This window comes from Stenotrophomonas sp. P2112 (genome assembly GCF_041897515.1).
GTDB lineage: Bacteria > Pseudomonadota > Gammaproteobacteria > Xanthomonadales > Xanthomonadaceae > Stenotrophomonas > Stenotrophomonas sepilia.
The window spans coordinates 4,010,899-4,025,340 of record NZ_CP169216.1 but is presented as its reverse complement, the minus strand read 5'-3'; the positions used below and the strand labels follow the sequence as shown (position 1 = coordinate 4,025,340).

At 67.5% G+C, this 14,442-nt stretch carries 14 protein-coding genes; 8 read left to right on the top strand and 6 right to left on the bottom strand.

From position 1 onward, the window contains the following. Positions 1-34 precede the first annotated feature (34 nt). The gene (locus ACEPA4_RS18535) at positions 35-1,573 is read right to left on the bottom strand and encodes a GGDEF domain-containing protein (protein ID WP_005419936.1); all 1,539 of its coding nucleotides are present in this window, start codon (positions 1,571-1,573) and stop codon (positions 35-37) included. 105 nt (positions 1,574-1,678) lie between these two features. Here ACEPA4_RS18535 and ACEPA4_RS18530 point away from each other — a divergent pair, with 105 nt between their 5' ends. The 3 genes from ACEPA4_RS18530 to ACEPA4_RS18520 all read left to right on the top strand — a co-directional run bounded on the left by ACEPA4_RS18530 (position 1,679) and on the right by ACEPA4_RS18520 (position 3,596). Then, positions 1,679-2,314: an NAD-dependent dehydratase gene (locus tag ACEPA4_RS18530; RefSeq protein ID WP_065186555.1), complete on the top strand. Its 636-nt coding sequence runs from the start codon at positions 1,679-1,681 to the stop codon at positions 2,312-2,314. Continuing rightward, positions 2,314-3,021: a YafY family protein gene (locus ACEPA4_RS18525; protein ID WP_065186530.1), complete on the top strand. Its 708-nt coding sequence runs from the start codon at positions 2,314-2,316 to the stop codon at positions 3,019-3,021. Before ACEPA4_RS18530 ends, ACEPA4_RS18525 begins: the two co-directional genes overlap by 1 nt. Before the next feature lie 188 nt (positions 3,022-3,209). Beyond that, positions 3,210-3,596, top strand: coding sequence for a VOC family protein (locus tag ACEPA4_RS18520; RefSeq protein WP_088497360.1), 387 nt, complete (start codon positions 3,210-3,212; stop codon positions 3,594-3,596). Between the two features lie 192 nt (positions 3,597-3,788). Here ACEPA4_RS18520 and ACEPA4_RS18515 read toward each other — a convergent pair whose 3' ends face one another. The 4 genes from ACEPA4_RS18515 to pdhA are packed head-to-tail and all read right to left on the bottom strand — an operon-like array spanning position 3,789 to position 7,677. Next, a complete protein-coding gene (locus ACEPA4_RS18515; protein ID WP_164093398.1) occupies positions 3,789-5,183 on the bottom strand; it encodes a dihydrolipoamide acetyltransferase family protein in 1,395 nt (464 codons plus the stop codon). Then, positions 5,180-5,533 carry an SH3 domain-containing protein gene (locus ACEPA4_RS18510; protein ID WP_005411349.1) on the bottom strand — a complete coding sequence of 118 codons (354 nt, stop codon included), beginning with the start codon at positions 5,531-5,533 and terminating at the stop codon, positions 5,180-5,182. Before ACEPA4_RS18510 ends, ACEPA4_RS18515 begins: the two co-directional genes overlap by 4 nt. Position 5,534: 1 nt before the next feature. Beyond that, positions 5,535-6,602 carry an alpha-ketoacid dehydrogenase subunit beta gene (locus ACEPA4_RS18505; protein ID WP_005419896.1) on the bottom strand — a complete coding sequence of 356 codons (1,068 nt, stop codon included), beginning with the start codon at positions 6,600-6,602 and terminating at the stop codon, positions 5,535-5,537. Beyond that, positions 6,595-7,677 (bottom strand): pyruvate dehydrogenase (acetyl-transferring) E1 component subunit alpha, encoded by a 1,083-nt coding sequence (gene pdhA / locus ACEPA4_RS18500; RefSeq protein WP_065186527.1) that lies wholly within the window; start codon positions 7,675-7,677, stop codon positions 6,595-6,597. The genes ACEPA4_RS18505 and pdhA overlap by 8 nt, the downstream gene beginning before the upstream one ends. Positions 7,678-8,012: 335 nt before the next feature. Between pdhA and ACEPA4_RS18495 the strand changes: the two genes are divergently transcribed. The 4 genes from ACEPA4_RS18495 to ACEPA4_RS18480 all read left to right on the top strand — a co-directional run bounded on the left by ACEPA4_RS18495 (position 8,013) and on the right by ACEPA4_RS18480 (position 12,566). Further along, a complete protein-coding gene (locus ACEPA4_RS18495; protein WP_005419892.1) occupies positions 8,013-8,888 on the top strand; it encodes a tryptophan 2,3-dioxygenase in 876 nt (291 codons plus the stop codon). 181 nt (positions 8,889-9,069) lie between these two features. Then, positions 9,070-10,569, top strand: coding sequence for a peptide MFS transporter (locus ACEPA4_RS18490; protein WP_065178867.1), 1,500 nt, complete (start codon positions 9,070-9,072; stop codon positions 10,567-10,569). 19 nt (positions 10,570-10,588) lie between these two features. Continuing rightward, on the top strand, positions 10,589-11,194 hold the full coding sequence (locus tag ACEPA4_RS18485; RefSeq protein ID WP_069138720.1) for a thioredoxin family protein: 606 nt from the start codon (positions 10,589-10,591) through the stop codon (positions 11,192-11,194). Positions 11,195-11,426: 232 nt separating this feature from the next. Beyond that, a complete protein-coding gene (locus tag ACEPA4_RS18480) occupies positions 11,427-12,566 on the top strand; it encodes a hypothetical protein (RefSeq protein ID WP_164093396.1) in 1,140 nt (379 codons plus the stop codon). 81 nt (positions 12,567-12,647) lie between these two features. On the opposite strand, the gene ACEPA4_RS18475 is transcribed toward ACEPA4_RS18480, so the two are convergent. Beyond that, a complete protein-coding gene (locus ACEPA4_RS18475; RefSeq protein WP_005419884.1) occupies positions 12,648-13,139 on the bottom strand; it encodes a MarR family winged helix-turn-helix transcriptional regulator in 492 nt (163 codons plus the stop codon). 129 nt (positions 13,140-13,268) lie between these two features. Between ACEPA4_RS18475 and hppD the strand changes: the two genes are divergently transcribed. After that, entirely contained in the window at positions 13,269-14,381 is a 1,113-nt protein-coding gene (hppD, locus tag ACEPA4_RS18470) for a 4-hydroxyphenylpyruvate dioxygenase (RefSeq protein ID WP_196768686.1), read from the top strand. Positions 14,382-14,442: the final 61 nt, after the last annotated feature.

Genomic DNA, 14,442 nt, shown 5'->3' with positions numbered 1-14,442 from the left:
CCCGTTGGAAAAGGGATCTGACCCCATTCCACGATCACCCCGCCTGCACGCGGTTCTTGCCCTGCCGCTTGGCCGCATACAGCGCGTCATCGGCGCGCCGCAGCAGGGTCTCGGTATCGTCGCCGGGCTGCCATTGCGCCAGCCCGGCGCTGAAATGCACCGGCACGCGCTGGTCCTGCACGGTCAGCACGCGATGGGCCAGCGAGCGCTGCAGGCGCTGCACGGTGGCCATGCTGTCGGCGCCCTGGGTTTCCGGCAGCACCAGCACGAACTCGTCGCCGCCCAGCCGTGCGATGCCGTCGGTGGCGCGCAGCAGCAGCTTGCACACGGCCACCAGGTGCTGCAGCAACGCATCGCCACCGGCATGCCCATGCGCGTCGTTGGTCTGGTGGAAATCATCCAGGTCGATCACCGCTACGCCCAGCGGTGAGTTGTTGCGTGCGGCGCGGGCCAGCTCGCGCTCCAGCAGTTCGTCCAGGCCACGGCGGTTCAGCGCCTGGGTCAGTGGATCGATGCGTGCCAGGTCACCAGCGGCGCGCAGTTCCTGCTCCAGCTCGGCAATGCGCTGCTCTGCGCGCTCCACTTCCTGCCGCGCATTGGCCAGGTGATCGCGGGCCTGTGCGGCCTGCTGCTGCACTTTGCCTGTATCGCGCATCACCTCCTGCAGCAGCTGGTTGAGGTCGGCGATGCTGCGCGCCTCGCGCAGCTGCAACGCGTAGCTGCCGATGCGGTCGTGGTATTCGCCGGTGCTGGTGGCCATGCCATCCATGCGCTCGATGAACTCGCCCATCAACCCGCGCATCGCCGCCTTCGAATCGTCGATGCCCTGGCGCAGCAGCCCCTGCTTGTAGATCACTTCGCGCAGTTCGGCCCGGGTGCGCTCGACCGCTTCCGCTTCCAACGGACCGTCCAGCAACTGGCGTACCGCCGCGATCTGGCCCTGCAGCCAGCTGCGGTCATCCAGCAGTTCGCTGACGTTCTCCAGCAGCAGCGCGAACAGCTCCAGCAGCAGCGCCTGCTGCTCCTGCCAGCTTTCGGCACGCACGCCGACCTGGTGGCCAAGTTCGCGCACGCCCTGTTCGATGGGTTCCAGGGCCGTGCCCGGCTGCCATTGGCGCAGGCGCAGGGCCAGCGCCTGCGCTTGCTCGCGCAGGTCCGGGTCGTGCTGCAGCAGGGCCACCACCGCACCGCCCAGCAGCAGCCGCAGCTGCTCGGACAGGCGCAGGCTTTCCGGCTGCCCGTCCGGCGAATGCTGCTCGATGGTGCGGATGTACTTGTCGATCAGCTGCCGCATCGCGCGCCCATAGCGCGGCCAATCGGCGCTGGCCTGTGCGGACTGCAGGCGGTCGCCCATGTCGCCCAGTTCGCCGGGCAGGGTGGCCATTCCGTTGGCGAACGCCGCCAGCAGCGGTTCCGGCGCATCGGCGCCTGCGAACAGCTGCTGCAGCGCCACGCCACCGCCGCCCTGCAGCACTACGCGGTCACCCCGCCCATCGTCCACCACCGCGCGCACGCGTGCCGGCGGCCCAAGGGCGGTACCGGGGGCAGGGCGGTGGTCGGGCTGGTCCGTCATGGAGCGAATCCTGGGGCTGGCAGGGACTGGTTCCAGCATATCGGCGCGGCCGCCGAGGGCTTGAACGGCTAGGATGGGCGACAGGATGCCGCAGTGGAGGTGGTGATGCGCGTGATGTTGCTGGGGGCGACCGGCCTGGTCGGTGGGCTGACCCTGCGCAGGCTGCTGGACGACCCGCGCTGCAGCGCCGTGGTTGCCCCGACCCGCCGCCCCCTGGCGTTGACTCACGGGAAGCTGGAGAACCCGGTGCTGGCATTCGACGCGTTGCCCACTTCGCCAGAATGGGCGCGCGTTGACGCGGTCATCTGCGCGCTGGGCAGCACCATCGCCCAGGCCGGCAGCCGCGAGGCCTTCCACCGTATCGACCACGACTATCCGCTGGCGTTCGCCCGCCTGGCGCAGGCGCAGGGTGCGCAGGCCTTTGTGCTGAACTCCGCAGCCGGCGCCAATCCACAGTCGTCGATCTTCTACAGCCGGGTGAAGGGCGAGCTGGAGCGTGACCTGCGCGCGCTGGGATTCAACTCGTTGACCCTGGTCCGCCCAGGGCTGATCGGGGGCGAGCGCAACGAGGTGCGTCGCGGCGAACGCCTGGCACTGACGGTGCTGGGTGCTTTGGGACCGGTGTTGCCGCGTGCGTGGCGGATCAATCCGGCCACCGAGATTGCCAGGGCGCTGGTCGAGGCTGCGTTGGCCCCGCAGCCGGGCGAGCACGTGGTGGCGTCGAGCACGCTGGTCGGCTGATGTCGCGAGCGCTGCGCCTGACCCAGCTGCTGCAGCTGCTGCGCCGTCATCGACGGCCGGTGGCCGGGCAGGCGCTGGCCGAAGCGCTGGGCATCAGCCTGCGCACGCTGTACCGCGATATCGAGACCCTGCGCGAGCAGGGCGCCGACCTGCGTGGCGAGGCCGGCGTCGGCTACCAGCTGGCACCCAGCGATACCTTGCCTCCCATGACCCTGCCACCGGCCGAGATCGACGCGCTGGTGCTGGGCCTGCGCTGGGTCGCCGCGCGCACCGAGCCGGCGCTGGCCGAGGCCGCACGTGATGCCCTGGCGCGTATCGCCCATGTGTTGCCTGCGGCACGCCGCGAGGCATTGCGTGACAGTGGCCTGCGCGTTGGCCCTTCGCGCGCGGGGAGCAAGGTTCCCCCCGCGCGTCTGCAGGCCGTGCGCGAAGCCGTGGGATCGCAGCAGCGCCTGAAGTTCGCTTACGAGGATGCGCACGGCCAGCGCAGCGCGCGCGTCGTCTGGCCGTTCGCGCTGGGCTACTTCGATGAGGTGCCGATGCTGGCGGCGTGGTGCGAGCACCGCGAGGATTTCCGCCATTTCCGGCTGGATCGCATCCGCCAGGTGCGTGTGCTGGAGGACTGCTACCGCGTGCCGCGCGCCACCCTGCTGCGGCGCTGGCAGAAGGCCCAGGGCATTGCACCCGACTGGCTGGATCGCTCATAGCCACAGCAACAGCGGGGAGCGGGGGGAGAGTCGACTGTTAGTCGACTATCGCGCGCAGCGCGGGGTTTCAAGCAGGCTGAAGGAAGAGCAGTCGACTAACAGTCGACTCTACCGACAGACAAATCTGCTGACAGAATCTGTCAGCAGGCCCGTACCACCATGAACGCTCCCAACAACGGAGCTTCCCCATGTTCACACCCAGCACCCTGCTGCAGTACGTGCACGACGTCGCCACCAGCGCAACCTTCTACAGTGGCATCCTCGGCAAACCACCGGTTGAACAGTCGCCCGGCTTTGCGCTGTTCCTGCTCGGTGATGGTGCCGCACTCGGCCTGTGGCAGCGCGATGACGTGCAGCCTCCGGTGTCCGCGCAGGCCGGTGCCGCCGAACTGGCGATGGTGGTCGCCAACCCCGACGCCGTGCAGCAGATGCACGATGCGTGGCGCGCGTTGGGCGTGCAGATCCTGCAGGCACCAACAACGCTGGAATTCGGCCACACCTTCGTCGGCGCCGATCCGGATGGCCATCGCCTGCGTGTGTACAGCCGTGCCGAGGGTATGGTCGCGCGCGATTGATCGCAGGCGATCTGTAGCCGAGCCCATGCTCGGCTTGCTTCTTGCCTTCATCCACGCATGACGTGGATACATTGCAAGGCAGCCGAGCAGGGCTCGGCTCTACAATAGAGCGGCACAAAAAAACGCCGGGCAGTGCCCGGCGTTTCTCCAATTCATGTGCCAACTAAGGTTGGCACCCACCGATCAGCTGGATCAGCTGGCCAGCGCCAGGTCGTCCATCATCGCGCGCAGGAAGCGGGCGGCTTCACCACCCGTAGCCGCGCGGTGGTCGAAGGTGACCGACAGCGGGATTACCTTGTGCGCTTCCACGCCGCCCATCACCGGGGTCATCTGGTGGCGGGCACGGCCGGCACCGACGATGGCCACGCACGGCGGCACCACGACCGGGGTCGCGTAGCGGCCGGCGAACATGCCGAAGTTGGACAGCGAGATGGTGTAGCCGCTCAGTTCCGAGGCGGCGATCGAACGCGATTCCACCTGCTCACGCAGGCGGTTGACGCCTTCGCGGATGCCGCGTGCATCGAGCATGTCGGCATTGCGCAGGGCCGGCACGAACAGGCCGTCGTCGGTGTCCACGGCGATGCCGATGTCCACCTGGGCGTGCAGGGTGCGGGTCAGCGCTTCACCGTCGAACCAGGCGTTCATGGCCGGCACCTTCTGTGCGGCAATGACGATGGCGCGAACCAGGCGGGCGGTGACGTCGTTGCCCGGCAGCCAGGCGTGGATGTCGGCGTCGTCGTTCAGCGTGGTCGGCACGACCTTGCTGTGCGCATCGGCCATGACGCGGGCCATGTTGCGGCGCACGCCCTTCAGCGGTTCCGGCTGGCCCTTGGCGACCACGCCCGGCGGCTGGGTGCGCATCGGCTTGCCGGCCGCAGACAGCGGGGTGCGGGCTTCGCTCTGCACCGGGGCAGACACCTGCGCCGGGGTGGGCGCGGCATACGCGGCGGCAACCGGTGCCGGGGCGGCGCCGAGTTTGGCGGTGCCGTTGGCGGCGGCCTGCTTGACGTCGGCCATGGTCACCGCACCATCGGTGCCGGTAGCGGCCACGCGGCTCAGGTCCACGCCCAGCTTGCGCGCCATCGCACGCACGGCCGGCACGGCCTTGACGCCACCGACGGCCAGCGCCTGCTCGGCGTGCACGGCATTGGAGCTCTGCATCGCGCCGACCACGGTACCGGCGTCGTCACGCTCGGCCGCGGCAGGCTTGGCGTCCTCGGCGGCAACCGGAGCGGCCGCAGCCGGCAGCGGCGGCGGGGTCGGTGCGGCAGCCGGCGCCGCCGGTGCGGCGTGACCATGGCTGTGGCCGGTGTCCTGGCCATCGGCGCGCTGCGGCAGGTTCGGGTCCAGTTCGAAGCTGGCCAGCACCGAACCGGTCGGGATGATGTCGCCGGCAGCGCCGGACAGCTTCAGCACCTTGCCGGAGAACGGCGAGGGCACTTCCACCACGGCCTTGGCGGTCTCCATCGACACCAGCGGCTCGTCCAGCTTGATCACATCGCCTTCCTTGACGAACCACTCGACGATGGTCGCGTCCGGCAGGCCTTCGCCCAGGTCGGGCAGGTTGAAGTTCTTGGTCTGGCTCATTTGCAGTTCTCTTCCAGCAGTTCCAGTTCGCGGGCCGGCAGCCAACCCGTCGCGCCATTGGCGCGCTCGGACCACCACCACCCGCCGTGTTCGTGATGAAGCTTCACCATCTCGCCGCTTTCCACATCCAGCTCGCGGGCGTCGTAGTCGCACAGGGCTTCGGCGCGACCCTCGTCCAGCAGCTGCAACCAGGCGATGGGCGCCCATCCAGCGCGCCCATCGTTGGTGCGTACCCAGGCAAACGCCGGCCATTCCTCGTCACGTACACCTACTTCGACGATCTGGCCGGTGTGGAACCGGAGCGGGTTGGGATACTGGCTGCGGTAAGCCCCCAGAAGGCGGGCCCGCATGTCAGCCGGCCGCCACCGCGCGCTTGGCCGCCGCCACGATCCGCTCAACGCTCGGCAGGTACTTCATTTCCAGGCGGAACAGCGGAATGTGGGTGTCGTAGCCAGTGACGCGCTCGACCGGGGCCAGCAGGTCGTAGATCGATTCCTCGGCCAGGCGCGCGGCGATCTCGGCGCCGAAGCCCGCGGTCTTCGGGGCCTCCTGCACGATCACGCAGCGGCCGGTCTTGGCCACCGATTCGGCGATGGTGGCGAAGTCCAGCGGGCGCAGCGTGGCCACGTCGATGACTTCGGCACTGATGCCTTCCCCGGCCAGCTTGTCGGCCGCTTCCAGGGCTTCCTTCACCTGCGCGCCCCAAGTCACCAGGGTCACGTCGGTGCCGTCGCGCAGCACGAAGCAGACGTCCAGCGGCAAGGCTTCGCCGTCGTTGACGACCACTTCCTTGTACTGGCGGTAGATGCGCTTGGGCTCCATGTAGATCACCGGATCCGGCTCGCGGATCGCGGCCAGCAGCAGGCCGTAGGCACGCTGCGGCGACGACGGCAGCACCACGCGCAGGCCCGGCACGTTGGTGAAGATCGCCTCGTTGGCTTCGCTGTGGTGTTCCGGCGCGCGGATGCCACCGCCCCACGGCACGCGCAGCACCATCGGGCAGTGCAGGCGGCCACGCGTGCGGTAACGCAGGCGTGCGGCGTGGCAGACGATATGGTCGACCATCGGGTACATGAAGCCATCGAACTGGGCTTCGGCCACCGGCTTCATGCCTTGTGCGGCCAGGCCGATGGTCAGGCCGGCGATGGTGGTTTCGTCCAGCGGGGTGTCGAGGATGCGGTCCGAGCCGAAGCGCTGCTGCAGGCCGGCAGTGGCGCGGAACACGCCGCCGTTGACGCCCACGTCCTCGCCCAGCACCAGCACCGACGGATCGTGTTCCAGCTCCCAGGCCAGCGCCTGGGTGATGGCTTCGATGAGGGTGATCGGGGTGGTGGTCATGCTGTCATCTCCGCGCGCGACTGCAGCGCTGTCGGCGGCGTTGGTGTGCGCGCCGGGCGCGCCGTTCTTGATCTCATCCATGGCGCTTCTCCAGGGCGATCGCCTGGGCACGCTGGGCCAGCAGGTCCGGCGGCGGATCGGCATACAGGAAGTCGAACATCGCCTCGACCGGCTGCACCGGCGTGTTGAGGTACAGGTTCACTTCCTCGTCCACGCGCGCGCCGCACTCGGCGGTCCAGGCGGCTTCTTCTTCCTCGCTCCACACCCCGGCGTTGATCAGGTACTTGCGCAGGCGCAGCATCGGCTCGCGCTGCCAGGCATCCTTCACTTCGGCATCGTCGCGGTAGCGGCGCGCGTCATCAGCGGTGGTGTGGTCGGACAGGCGGTAGGTCATCAGTTCCAGCACGGTGCCACCGTCGCCGGCCAGCGCACGTTCGCGCGCCTGTTCCATTGCCGCCAGCACCGCGATCAGGTCGTTGCCGTCCACCTGCAGGCAGTGCAGGCCGCCCGCCAGGCCCTTCTGCGCCAGCGTTTCGGCACCGGTCTGGGCCGAACGCGGCACCGAGATGGCCCAGCCGTTGTTGACGATGCACAGGATCAGCGGCAGCTTGTAGGCGCCGGCCGAGTTCAGTGCCGCGTAGAAGTCGGTCTTGGAGCTGCCACCGTCGCCGCACACGGCCACGGCGATCTGCGGTTCCTTGTTGAGCTTGAACTTCAGCGCGGCACCTGCCGCATGCAGGCACTGGGTGGAAATCGGCACGCAGAACGGGAAGTCCCTGGCCGCGTTGCCGCCGTAATCGTTGCCGCGTTCGTCGCCGCCCCAGTACATCAGCACGTCGTGCGGGCGCACGCCACGCATGAACATCGCGCCATACTCGCGGTACGAAGGCGCGAACACGTCGTCCTTCTGCATCGCCGCGCCGATACCCACGTGCGCGGCTTCATGGCCCAGGCAGGCGGCATAGGTGCCGAGCTTGCCGGTGCGCTGCAGCGCGATGGATTTGCTGTCGAACGTGCGTACGAACAGCATCTGCTTGAACAGCGGTACCAGGACCTTGGGGTCGCGCAGCGACACGGGCAGGTCGTCACGGACGAGCGTGCCGTCCGTGTCCAGGTACTGCAGGTATTCGATCTTGAATTCAGCGGCAACCGTCATTGCGTACTGCACCTTCGACAGAGAAGTTACAAATGATATGAATCGCCATGTTAAGGAACGCGTACGGAATAGCCTTCCTGCGCCGCAACACGGAGATTCCCCGTTTTACCCCTGCCGGCGGGTGGGGGGCCAATAACAACAACGTATTCAGTCGTTGCTGCAAAGCATCAGAATACGCCTCTGGCTGACTGCCGGTACAACGGCGCGGACGGTTCCACGCGCAGGCCGGTGGTCGGCCGATGCTCCACGGCCAGCCGCACGCCCCGGTATGGACCGGGCGGCTGCCAGCGCGGCGGCAACGCGCTACCCTTGCCGCCCCCGATCTGGTCCCGCCCATGTCCGTCGACAACAACCAACGCGATCTCGAAGCCGGCATCCACACCGACCTGCAGGGACGCCTGACCTACGGCGGCTACCTGCGGCTGGACCAGCTGCTCAGCGCGCAGCAGCCGCTGTCCAGCCCGCCGCACCATGACGAGATGCTCTTCATCATCCAGCACCAGACCTCGGAGCTGTGGCTGAAGCTGCTGGGCCATGAGCTGCGTGCCGCAATCGGCTTCCTGCAGCGCGATGAAGTCTGGCAGTGCCGCAAGGTGCTGGCGCGCAGCAAGCAGGTGCTGCGCCAGCTGACCGAGCAATGGTCGGTGCTGGAAACGCTGACCCCGTCCGAGTACATGGGCTTCCGCGACGTGCTGGGCCCGTCGTCGGGCTTCCAGTCGCTGCAGTACCGCTACATCGAATTCCTGCTGGGCAACAAGAACGCGCAGATGCTGCAGGTGTTCGAGCATGACCCGGCCGGGCAGGCGCAGCTGCGCACCGTGCTGGAGGCGCCCAGCCTGTACGAGGAATTCCTGAAGTACCTGGCCCGCTTCGGCCATGCCGTGCCGGCGGTCTACGAGGCCCACGACTGGACCCAGCCACACGTGGCCGACGACGCATTGCAGCCGGTCTTCGAGCGCATCTACCAGGACACCGACCGCTACTGGCGCGAGTATGCGCTGTGCGAGGACCTGGTGGACCTGGAGACGGCTTTCCAGCTGTGGCGATTCCGACACATGCGCACCGTGATGCGGGTGATCGGCTTCAAGCGTGGCACCGGCGGTTCGTCCGGCGTGGGCTTCCTGGCCAAGGCGCTGGAACTGACCTTCTTCCCCGAGCTGTTCCAGGTGCGCACCAGCCTGCAGGCCGCGCCCCCGGCAGCGCTGGGCTGATCCCCATTCAGCTTGGTTCCCGGCCCGCGGCTGGATCGTTTCAGATGCAAGTTCAGGGAGCAGGATGCCACCTGCCTCAAACGGCGTGTATTTGACGTGAACGCCAGAAGTCGGTGATCCTCGCGCGTTGCTCCAACTGCACAGCGGACGTGCTCGTCATCCACCGAACCAGGAAATCCGCATGAGCGTAAACGCCACTGCGAACACCCCAGAGCCGGCACTGCCGGACTTCAAGACCACGCTGGGCCACCCGCGCCCGTTGTGGATGCTGTTCATGACCGAGTTCTGGGAACGCTTTGCGTTCTACGGCATCCGCTGGGCGTTGGTGCTCTACATCGTTGCCCAGTTCTACAACGGCAGCGCTGCCGGTGAAGGCGACGCCAGCCGCATCTATGGCGCCTACCTGGCCCTGGTGTACGCCGCGGCCATCTTCGGCGGCTACGTGGCCGACCGGGTACTGGGCTACCAGCGCTCGATCCTGACCGGCGCGATCATCATGGCCGCCGGCCTGTTCATGATCTCGCTTCCGCAGGAGCACATCTTCAAGCTCGGCCTGGCCACGATCATCGTCGGCAACGGTCTGTTCAAGCCCAACATCTCGACCATGGTCGGCAAGCTGTACGGCCTGAAGGACGAGCGCCGCGATTCGGGCTTCACCATCTTCTACATGGGCATCAACATCGGCGCGATGATCGCCCCGGTGCTGACCGAGTACCTGGCCCGCAAGGTGTTCGGTACCGATGCGATGCCGTCCTACAAGGTCGTGTTCATCGCCTCGGGCGTGGGCATGCTGATCTCGCTGGTGTGGTTCTACATCGGTCGTGCCGGCCTGAAGGGCATCGGCGCACCGCCGGCCGGCGCGGAAGGTTTCGGCCGCATCATCATGGTGCTGGCCGGTGCCGTGGTCGCCATCCCGGTCGCGTACTTCCTGCTGGCCACCGGCGCCACCGCGCTGGCCTGGATCCTCGGCGCGATGTTCACCGCGCTGGCCATCCTGCTGCTGGTCGAGGGCATCCGCGAAGGCAAGGTGCAGCGCGACCGCGTGATCGCCATGCTGATCATCTTCGCCTTCAACGTGATGTTCTGGATGTTCTTCGAGCAGGCCGGCAGCTCGTTCACCTTCCTGGCCGAGAACATCGTCAACCGCCAGTTCGGCAGCTGGACCTTCCCGACCGCGTGGTTCCAGTCGGTCAACTCGGTGGCGATCATCACCCTGGCCCCGGTCATCGCCTGGATCTGGGTGGCGATGGGCCGCGCCAATCCGTCCATCCCGCGCAAGTTCGGCCTGGGCCTGCTGTTCAACGGCGCCGCCTTCGCGCTGCTGATGTTCGCCCTGTCGCAGATGGTGGTGGACGGCAAGATCCCGTTCTGGACCCTGTTCATGGTCTACGTCATCCAGTCGGTGGGTGAGCTGTGCCTGTCGCCTATCGGCCTGTCGATGGTGACCAAGCTGGCCCCGGTGCGCTTGGTCGGCTTCGGCATGGGCGGCTGGTTCCTGTCCACCGGCATCGGCAACAACCTGTCGGGCATCTTCGCTGGTGTGGTCAGTGGTGAAGGCGGCATGACGGTCGAGTCGGCCCTGAAGGGGTATACCTTCGGGTTCTGGGCCCTGATCGGCTCCGGCGTGGTGCTGTTCCTGATCGCCCCGCTGATCAACAAGCTGATGCACGGCGTCAAGTAATGAAGCGAGGGTAGAAGGCATGCGCAGCAAGCTCGGTGGTGCAATGGTGGTGGTCTGTGCGGCGCTGATCGGCGCCTGTTCCCAACCGCAACCGCCTGCCACCGCCGAGCCCACGCAGCCCCTGGATACCCGGCCCACCGAGCCGCCGGTCGCTGACCCCAGCGAACCGGTGGCCTCGGGCAACACCCCGGTGGCGGCGGACATTGCCGCCATCGCCGGGCTCGGCGCGCAGTTCGACCCGGCCCGCGACCCCGCCGATGACCTGGCCACCGCCAAGGTGGAAGCCCAGCGCGGCAAGAAGCGCATCCTGCTCGAGATCGGCAACGCCGCCTGCGATCGCTGCCGGGCGCTGGACGAAATGGTCGAGGGCAACGGCGACCTGCGCCGCTTCCGCGACGCCCACTACGTGTGGGTGAAGGTCAACGCCAGCGACGAACAGCCCAACACCGCCTTCTTCGCCCAGTTCCCGGTGATGGAGCGCGACTACCCGCACCTGCTGGTACTGGACGCCGATGGCAGCCTGCTGGTCTCGCAGGCCACCGGCGAACTGCGCAGGGGCGAAGCCTTCCAGCCTGCGCGGGTGAGCGCGTTCCTCAAGCAGTGGGCACCTGATAAACCGGAGTAGGGTAGTGCCGGCCGCTGGCCGGCAGCTGTGGTGGGGGCCGACCGCTGGCCGCCTACCCCGGTGGGTGCCGACCGTTGGTCGGCACTGACGTCGGGTCGCATCCACGCATGGCGTGGCTCTACTGCGCGCGCCGTCACACTCCCTGAATCGGCATCTCAACTTCGCAACGCGCTCGCCGTTACCGGCAAGGACTTCAGTCGACGCCCCGTCGACGCAACCTACCGGAACGCCCATGCACAGCGACCACGCCGAACGATTGCCCGAACCTGCCAGCCACCTGGCCGAGGGTGGGGCAGGCGAAGGCGTGACCCTGCCGGCGCAGGAAACCCTGTTGGACGACGCCGGCACCGGCGAGGACACCGTCGAACTGGCACCACCACGCCACCGCCTGCCGCAGATCGCGCTGCCCGACAACGTGGTGCTGAAGGGCGCGGTGCAGAATCTGGTCGAGCAGAAGGCGCGGCTTGATGCGCTGGCGGCCGAGGGCCAGCTGGCCGGGCTGCTGCCGCCGGAATGGCAGGGCCATGGCGCGCGCGCGATCGAGCTGTCCACCTTCATCCAGGGCGTGCTGCCGTTCCTGCAGACCGGGGAGCGTGGCGAAACTGCGCCTGCCCGCCTGCCGGTGCGGCACGTGCTGGGGGATGACAGCCGATGGGGCCTGGAGGATGTCGCCGAGCCGAAGTCGTTGGCGTGGTACCTGGCCAGTGATGAGCGCGCCACTGCGGGCAGCAAGGACGCGGCGGAGGCGTACCTGGTGGGTGCGCTGGGCCTGGCGTGGATGCAGGAAGGGCGCAGCCGCCCGGGCTTCCTGCGTGCGATGGGCCAGGACAGTCTGGCGGCGCGGGTGACCATGCTGGGTTATCCGCCCGCCAACGAACTGGCGCTGTACAACGTCACCGCGCATGGACAGCCGCAGATCTGGTGCGTGCATGGCCGCCGCCGCATGCGCCCGCTGGTGGCGCCGTGGCTGAGCGTGCCGCTGCTGACCGCTTACGGCGTGCCGGCCCCGGTGGCGTGGCCGTCCAGCTTCCCACCGGTGGAGGCCGTGGCCGAACTGCTGGCGACCGTCCGCCCGGGGCGCGCGCTGCCGGAAGTGGATCTGGGCAAGGTAGTGGCGAAGATCGCCGAGGATGCCGCGTCCGACGCCTGGCAACCGGTCAGCCTGCTGCAGCTCAATACATGGTCACCGCGCTGGCATTTCTTCCTGGGCACCTTCGTCGGCCTGCCGTCGCTGCTGCTGGTGGCTGCGGCGCTGGCGCTGCCCGGGGCCGTCGAAGCCGCCACGGTTGCCGCCTCGCTGGGCTTCGCCGGCGGCGCCATCGCAGCACTGGCCGTGCCGTGGATCCACGCACGGCGCAAGCACCTGAGCTGAAAAAAGGGGACGGAGGGGATTAAGTCGTTTCAGGCACACCTGTGCTCGTTACGACTTAATCCCCTCCGTCCCCTTTTTCTTTCAGACCCCTTCGCCCATCCGCTCCAGGCCTTCGCCGGCCAGGCGCAGGATCAGCTTTTCCAGCACCTGCTCTTCCTCCTCGCTCAGCACCGACATCAGCTTGCGGGTGATCTCGATCACCATCGGCGCGATGGTCTCGTACACCTCGAAACCGGCGGCCGACAGCGCCAGTACCGAGCGGCGGCGGTCGTCGCCATGCGTCTCGCGCTTGATGAAGCCGCGCTCCAGCAGGCGGGCCACGGCGCGGCTGACCGCCACCTTGTCCATCGCCGTGCGGTCGGAGACCTCGCTGGCCGAGGAGCCCGGGTACAGCGCCAGGATGGTGATCACCCGCCACTCGGGGATCGCCAGACCGTAACGATCGCCGTACAGCTTGGCGATGTTGCCGCTGACCCGGTTTGACAGCACGCTCAGCCGATACGGCAGGAACTGTTCCAGGTCGAGCAGGACGTGCGAGGCACGCAGGCGGGTCGAGGCGGGATCGGGGCTCATGTTGCGGTGCACCTTGCTGGTGGTTTCAAGTGTAACTATAAGGGGTAGGTCCAGACCCTGCATTCTCGCCGGGTCCCTACCTGCCCGCACCTGGTTTGTACCGATGCGGTACCGATTCGGAGCCACGCCATGAATACCGCAGTCCCGACCGCCTCGCACCCCAACCCCGGCATGCAGGTCACCACCTTCGAGAACCCGATGGGCATCGACGGTTTCGAGTTCGTCGAATTCGCCGCCCCGGCCGGCCGCGGCCAGGAGCTGCACGAGTACTTCCGGAAGATGGGCTTCAGCGCGGTGCTCAAGCACAAGCAGCGTCCGATTACCGTCTATCGCCAGGGCGACGTCAACTTCCTGGTCAATGAAGATCCCGATTCGTTCGCTTCGGACTTCGCCGAAAAGCACGGTCCGTGCGCCTGCGGCTTCGCCATCCGCTTCAAGAAGCCGGGCCAGGAGGTCTACCAGGCCGCGCTGGGCAACGGCGCCGAAGCCATCGCCTTCAAGCCGGACAGCAAGGCGGTCAGCGCGCCGGTCATCAAGGGCATCGGCGACTGCATGCTGTACCTGGTCGACCGCTACGGCGCGGCCGGCAGCGTCTACGACGGCGACTACGAGCCGATCGCCGGTGCCGACCTGCACCCGGTGGGCTTCGGCCTGACCTTCATCGACCACCTGACCCACAACCTGTACTTCGGCAACATGCAGCAGTGGTCGGACTACTACGAGCGCCTGTTCAACTTCCGCGAGATCCGCTACTTCGACATCAAGGGCCTGAAGACCGGCCTGGTGTCCAAGGCGATGACCGCGCCGGACGGCATCGTGCGCATCCCGCTGAACGAATCGTCCGACCCGAAGAGCCAGATCAACGAGTACCTGGACGCGTACAAGGGCGAGGGCATCCAGCATATCGCCTGCTTCACCGAGAACATCTATGAGACCGTTGAAGCGATGCGCGCGCAGGGCGTGGACTTCCTCGACACGCCGGAAACCTACTTCGACGTGATCGACCAGCGCGTGCCGAACCACGGTGAAGACGTACCGCGCCTGGCCAGGAACAAGATCCTGATCGATGCCGATCCGGAAACCCACCAGCGCAAGCTGCTGCAGATCTTCACCCAGAACTGCATCGGCCCGATCTTCTTCGAGATCATCCAGCGCAAGGGCAACGAGGGCTTCGGCGAAGGCAACTTCACCGCGCTGTTCGAGAGCATCGAGCGCGACCAGATCCGCCGCGGCGTGCTGTAAGGTCTGCAGGCAATGTCGGCTTCCGGTCGACATTGCCTGTCCGAATGGTAGTGCCGGCCGC